Source organism: Pseudoalteromonas sp. Z1A6, assembly GCF_011378745.1.
Taxonomy (GTDB): Bacteria; Pseudomonadota; Gammaproteobacteria; order Enterobacterales; family Alteromonadaceae; genus Pseudoalteromonas; species Pseudoalteromonas arctica.
Genome location: NZ_WTKW01000257.1, coordinates 1 through 6,120 on the forward strand (window position 1 = coordinate 1; position 6,120 = coordinate 6,120).

Genomic DNA, 6,120 nt, shown 5'->3' on the forward strand with positions numbered 1-6,120 from the left:
AACCAAAACGGGTTGCAACCCGAAGGATGCAACCCGTTTTTTTGCGTTGATAAACAGCGCGTATTAGTTAAGTTTTTCTCTAATACGTGCAGATTTACCAGAACGCTCACGTAGATAGTAAAGCTTAGCACGGCGAACTGCACCGCGACGCTTAACTGTTACGCTATCAATAAGAGGGCTGTGCGTTTGGAATACACGCTCAACGCCTTCACCGTTCGAGATTTTACGAACTGTGAATGCTGAGTGAAGACCACGATTACGCTTAGCGATTACAACACCTTCAAAGGCCTGTAGACGCTCTTTAGCACCTTCTTTTACTTTTACCTGTACAACCACTGTATCACCAGGGCCAAATGCAGGTACGTCTGTTTTAAGCTGCTCATCTTCAAGCGCTTTAATAATATTTTGGTTTACTTTTGCCATTATGTTTCTCACTTTCCTAGGTGTAACTGTCTTCTAGCCACAAGCTTTTTGGTACTCTTGCTGAAATTTCGCGAGTAATACCGCTTGCTCCTCAGTCAGAGCTAGGTTATGCAACAAGTCAGGACGTCGTAACCAAGTTCTGCCTAATGACTGCATAAGCCGCCATTTTGCTATCTCTTGGTGGTTACCACTGAGTAATACAGCAGGAACCTGTTTGTCGTCCAATGTTTCTGGTCGTGTATAGTGTGGACAATCTAACAAGCCATCCGAAAATGAATCTTGTTCCGCTGACTGGTTATGACCTAACACACCTGGCACTAATCGCGCTACTGCGTCAATTAATGTCATGGCAGGTAGTTCACCACCACTCAAAATAAAATCACCAATTGACCATTCTTCGTCAACATATGATTCTATTATTCTCTCATCTATACCTTCATAGCGACCGGCAATCAAAATCAGTTTTTTAGAGTTAGCGAGTTCGCTAGCACCTTGCTGATCAAGTTTGCGCCCTTGCGGGGACATATAAATTACTTTAGCACCATCACCAGCTGCTTTTTTAGCTTCGGCAATCGCTTTTTTTAATGGCTCAACCATCATTAACATACCAGGTCCGCCCCCGTAAGGACGGTCATCTACGGTTCTATGCTTATCTAAAGCGTAGTCTCGCGGATTCCAACAGTTAAAATCAATTAAGCCATTTTTTACTGCGCGACCGGTAACACCTTGGTCTGTAATAGCGTCAAACATGTCTGGAAAAAGGCTTATCACCCCTACCCATAATGAACTAGTTTGCGTCATTAAAAACCAGGATCCCAGTCTACGGTAATTTCTCTTGCGTCGTATTTAACTTCTTTAATAACTGAATCAGTTAAAAAAGGAATCAAACGCTCAGCTTGACCAAATGCGTCTTTACTGTTTGCTTTAACAACCAGTACGTCATTTGACCCTGTCTCCATCAGGTCATCAACAATGCCTAAGCTATAACCTTTATCGGTTACAACAGACATGCCAATGAGATCTCGCCAATAGAACTCACCTTGCGGGAGTTCTGGTAAATGCGCTGCATCCATTGAGATTTCAGCATGGGTATAAGCCATTGCTTCGTCTCGGTCGTTTACCTGCGCAAATTTAGCGATAAAGCCTTTGTTGTGGCGACGCCAGTCGACCACTTCTAAGGACTGCCATTTACCTTGCTGCCCTATCAACCACGGGCTGAAATCGAAGATCCCTACGGGATCATCAGTAAATGAATGTACCTTAAGCCAGCCCTTTATACCATATGGGGCACCGAGCTTTCCTACGACAATTATTGATGAGGTGTTCTCTTGACTCATGGTTACACTTACGCCTATTAAGCCGCTTTACGAGCGTCTTTTACTAACTTAGCTACGCGATCTGAAAGAGATGCTCCCTGACCTACCCAGTGTTCAACACGTGGTAAATCTAAACGAATTTTTTCTTCTTGACCTGAAGCAATTGGGTTAAAAAAGCCTACTTTCTCGATGAAGCGACCGTCACGCGAGAAACGGCTATCCGCAACCACAATTTGATAGAAAGGGCGTTTTTTAGCGCCACCACGTTGCAAACGAATAGTTACCATACCGTCCTCTATAAAGATTGACTGTTTTCATTAATAAGATTTACTCCCCAGAATGGGGAGCTGGGGAATTGTACGAGTTTTTGGCAATAACGCAAGTAAGAAGTGAACCAAAAAGGCAGTTTAGTAGGTTAAACCGTGATCTCAACGACAAATAAGAGTTAAAGGTGTATTACATGCATAATTTATTCAACAAAAAAGGAGCTATTTGCTCCTTTAAATATGATTCGCTATTATTTTAAAAAGTAACTTAATGGTACTTTTTAAAATTTAGGACCGCCGCCGCCCATCATTCCAGGTGGTAACATGCCTTTCATACCGCGCATCATTTTAGTCATGCCGCCTTTACCTTTCATTTTTTTCATCATTTTTTGCATTTGCGTAAACTGCTTAAGCAACTTATTAATCTCTTGTACTTGTGTACCAGAGCCAGCTGCTATGCGTTTTTTACGCGAACCTTTAATGATTTCTGGGCGTGCACGCTCTTTTTTAGTCATAGAGCTAATAATAGCTTCCATTTGGATAAATGTTTTATCACCCATTTGACCTTTAACAGCATCTGGTAAGTTAGACATACCAGGGAGCTTATCAAGCATTGACATCATGCCACCCATGCTTTTCATTTGCTTTAATTGGTCAGCAAAATCATCAAGAGTAAAACCTGCGCCTTTAAATACTTTTTCAGCAACTCTAGCAGCTTGCTCTTTATCTACTTTCATCTCGACTTCTTCGATTAATGAAAGTACGTCACCCATGCCTAAAATACGCGACGCTATACGGTCTGGGTGGAAAGGTTCAAGTGCGTCAGTGCGCTCACCCACACCCATAAACTTGATAGGCTTGCCAGTGATGTGACGAATAGATAAAGCAGCACCACCACGCGCATCACCATCGGTTTTTGTTAATATAACACCGGTAAGTGGTAATGCTTCGTCGAATGCTTTAGCTGTATTCGCCGCATCTTGACCTGTCATTGCATCAACAACGAACAAGGTTTCAATTGGATTGATTGCTTTATGAAGATCTTTAATTTCATCCATCATGTTGCTATCAACATGTAGACGACCTGCAGTATCAACAAGTACTACATCTATAAATTTCTTTTTAGCATGAGAAATTGCAGCGGTTGCAATATCAACTGGCTTTTGCGAAATATCACTTGGGAAGAAATCAACATCAACTTCTGCTGCAAGCGTTTCTAGCTGTTTAATCGCCGCAGGACGATAAACATCGGCACTTACTACAAGTACTGATTTCTTTTTTCGCTCTTTTAAAAACTTAGCAAGCTTAGCTACACTGGTGGTTTTACCCGCACCTTGTAGACCCGCTACCATTACAACGGCTGGCGGTTGCGCATTTAGACTTAGCTCTTCATTAGCCTCGCCCATTGCTTTTTCTAGTTCTTCACGCACTATTTTTATAAATACTTGGCCTGGGCTTAAGCTTTTTGTAACTTCAACCCCAACTGCGCGTTCTTTAACTTGTTTTACAAAGTCGCGAACAACAGGCAATGCCACATCGGCTTCTAAAAATGCCATACGCACTTCGCGAAGTGTGTCTTTTATGTTGTCTTCCGTCAGACGGCCACGGCCACTGATATTTTTTAAGGTTTTACCTAATCGTTCTTGGAGGTTCTCAAACATGTAACGGTTCCGATAAGACGTTTATATCAATCCATTTAAATTTTACGATTAATTTGATTTTTCAATTAACCTAGATTGACTTATTAAGTTTCAATTAAAAGTAGTATACCGTATATGGCGTCTTACAATATAGTGTTCAAGTGCACCTTGATGAGTTTCTTTTTTTAAGGTCTATGCATTTGCTTTGCTATAAAATACAATGGCTATATAACAACAAGGTTTATTTTGTCTCAAATTAAGTGGCCCAAGCACAATGCTGATTATTAGTTTAACTATTATTGCCAGTTTATTTTATGTGTTAGCAACGTCTCACGTGCTTTCACGCCTGTTTCATCAACAAGGCCCAAGCCAAAAAGTAACTGTTATTTTAAGCACGGTTGCTATAGTGGCGCACATGCTGCTGTTAGTTAACTCTGTTTTTAGAGCCGACGGTCAAGATTTAAGTATCGTAAACGTCGCTCTTTTGACGTGCTGGGTGATTGTGGTCTCGGTGACGGCTGTCTCGCTAAAATTCCCTGCAACTTTATTGTTGCCCGTTGTTTATGGTTTTGGTGCCTTACTAACCATTGCCAGTTTATTTATACCTCATCATATTTTATTGCAAAGTATCAATATTGAGGTGGGTTTAGTAACGCACATCTCTTTATCTTTGTTAGCCTACTGTATTTTAATTATCGCTACTTTATACGGTGTACAGTTTTACTTTATTGATAAACGTTTAAAACGTAAAGATTTAGCAATTGTACATAGCCATCTTCCGCCTTTAATGGTTGTGGAGCGCCAGCTTTACCAACTTCTTAATTTAGGCACTATATTACTCACATTTGCATTACTTTCAGGGTTTGTATTTCTTGATGGAATGTTCGCTAAAGAGTTCATTCATAAAACAATATTATCGTTAGTTGCGTGGGCTATTTTTGCCGTTGTAGCTATCGGGCATATGAAAAAGGGTTGGCGCGGTAAACCGGTGGTTATTACAATCATGGTCGCTGCATTTGTCCTCACACTCGCTTATTTTGGCAGCCGTTTCATACAAGAAGTGATACTAAATAAGTTTTAACTTGACTCTGCTTGCTCACTCTAGCTTAATACGCATTGATTTATAAGAAAAGGATCCATCGTTGGACGACATATCGACAAGTACCCTATTTATCATTTTAGGTTTTTTGGTGCTTTTTTCTGCTTATTTTTCTGGTTCAGAAACCGGAATTATGTCAATCAATCGTATACGCCTGCGACACCTCGCTAAAGAGGATCATCGTGCAGCTAAACGAGTCAGTAAATTACTTAGCCGTCCAGATAGGCTCATCGGTTTAATTTTAATCGGTAATAATCTTGTTAATATAGCAGCAGCCCAAGTTGCAACCATTATAGGTATTCGCCTTTACGGTGACCTAGGTATTGCTATAGCAACGGGCGTGTTAACTCTAGTTGTGCTTATATTTGCCGAAGTAACACCTAAAACCCTTGCTGCCCTCTACCCTGAAAAAGTTGCTTTTCCAAGTTCAATAATACTTAAGGGATTACTAAAAATTCTGTTCCCTTTTGTCGTGGTTATTAACTGGATGACAAACGGTATACTGCGGTTATTTGGTATTAGTGCTGCTCAAATCGACGAACACAGCATGAGTAAAGAAGAATTAAAAACAGTACTCAATGAGTCAGGCGCACTTATTCCTGCTCGTCATCAAAGTATGCTGACTTCAATTTTAGATTTAGAACAAGTAACCGTTGAAGATATTATGATCCCACGAAACGAAATTGTGGCCATTGATATTAATGACGATTGGAAACTAATTAGTCGCCAGCTTACCCATGCGCAACATACTCGTGTGTTGTTGTATCGCGATAATATAGATGATGCAGTAGGTTTTATTCACTCACGTGATGCGCTTCGTCTACTTACAAAAGAGCAATTTGATAAACCCTCTTTGCTACGGGCTGTACGTGAAATTTACTTTATCCCTGAAGGAACATCACTAAATACTCAGCTATTAAAGTTTCAGCAATCTAAAGAACGCATAGGCTTAGTGGTAGATGAGTATGGCGACATCCAAGGCCTAGTGACCCTAGAAGATATTTTAGAAGAAGTTGTTGGCGATTTTACAACTACGCAAACTCGTACGCCGAGCGAAGAAGTAGAAACACAAACTGATGGCTCATGTATTGTGGATGGCGGCGCTAACGTACGCGATTTAAATAAAGAAATGGGTTGGGATTTCCCGCTCGATGGACCTAAAACTTTGAGTGGTTTAATTGTTGAATACTTGGAGAATATTCCTGATGCAAATATTAGTCTGCGTATCGCGGGATATCCTATTGAAGTACTCGAAGTAAAAGAAAATATGATAAAACAAGTGAAGATACTGCCGAATAAGCGTTCTCGCTAAATAAAAAAGGAGCCAATTGGCTAATGCCGATCAGTTAAGAAAATGACCGGTTGACCGATCCAAA

General features: G+C 40.6%; 7 protein-coding genes. 2 read left to right on the plus strand and 5 right to left on the minus strand.

All coding sequences use genetic code 11. The features are described from left to right. Positions 1-63: 63 nt before the first annotated feature. From rplS to ffh, 5 genes are all read right to left on the minus strand, one after another. Positions 64-423 (minus strand): 50S ribosomal protein L19, encoded by a 360-nt coding sequence (gene rplS, locus GQR46_RS14700; protein ID WP_007581406.1) that lies wholly within the window; start codon positions 421-423, stop codon positions 64-66. Between the two features lie 33 nt (positions 424-456). Beyond that, positions 457-1,224 (minus strand): tRNA (guanosine(37)-N1)-methyltransferase TrmD, encoded by a 768-nt coding sequence (gene trmD / locus GQR46_RS14705; RefSeq protein WP_007581405.1) that lies wholly within the window; start codon positions 1,222-1,224, stop codon positions 457-459. Next, entirely contained in the window at positions 1,224-1,760 is a 537-nt protein-coding gene (gene rimM, locus GQR46_RS14710; protein ID WP_010554631.1) for a ribosome maturation factor RimM, read from the minus strand. The genes trmD and rimM overlap by 1 nt, the downstream gene beginning before the upstream one ends. A 17-nt stretch (positions 1,761-1,777) precedes the next feature. Beyond that, a complete protein-coding gene (rpsP, locus tag GQR46_RS14715; protein ID WP_002962192.1) occupies positions 1,778-2,026 on the minus strand; it encodes a 30S ribosomal protein S16 in 249 nt (82 codons plus the stop codon). 260 nt (positions 2,027-2,286) lie between these two features. Beyond that, on the minus strand, positions 2,287-3,666 hold the full coding sequence (gene ffh, locus GQR46_RS14720; RefSeq protein WP_007581399.1) for a signal recognition particle protein: 1,380 nt from the start codon (positions 3,664-3,666) through the stop codon (positions 2,287-2,289). Positions 3,667-3,919: 253 nt separating this feature from the next. Here ffh and ccsA point away from each other — a divergent pair, with 253 nt between their 5' ends. Both ccsA and GQR46_RS14730 read left to right on the plus strand, forming a co-directional pair. Further along, positions 3,920-4,726, plus strand: coding sequence for a cytochrome c biogenesis protein CcsA (gene ccsA, locus GQR46_RS14725; protein ID WP_024593585.1), 807 nt, complete (start codon positions 3,920-3,922; stop codon positions 4,724-4,726). 61 nt (positions 4,727-4,787) lie between these two features. Beyond that, positions 4,788-6,056 (plus strand): CNNM domain-containing protein, encoded by a 1,269-nt coding sequence (locus GQR46_RS14730; RefSeq protein ID WP_024593584.1) that lies wholly within the window; start codon positions 4,788-4,790, stop codon positions 6,054-6,056. Positions 6,057-6,120 lie beyond the last annotated feature (64 nt).

Coding starts and splice junctions, on each gene's coding strand:
- ccsA (WP_024593585.1), top strand. CDS start 3,920: ATGCTGATTATTAGTTTAACTATTATTGCCAGTTTATTTTATGTGTTA.
- rimM (WP_010554631.1), bottom strand. CDS start 1,760: ATGAGTCAAGAGAACACCTCATCAATAATTGTCGTAGGAAAGCTCGGT.
- ffh (WP_007581399.1), bottom strand. CDS start 3,666: ATGTTTGAGAACCTCCAAGAACGATTAGGTAAAACCTTAAAAAATATC.
- rplS (WP_007581406.1), bottom strand. CDS start 423: ATGGCAAAAGTAAACCAAAATATTATTAAAGCGCTTGAAGATGAGCAG.
- trmD (WP_007581405.1), bottom strand. CDS start 1,224: ATGACGCAAACTAGTTCATTATGGGTAGGGGTGATAAGCCTTTTTCCA.
- rpsP (WP_002962192.1), bottom strand. CDS start 2,026: ATGGTAACTATTCGTTTGCAACGTGGTGGCGCTAAAAAACGCCCTTTC.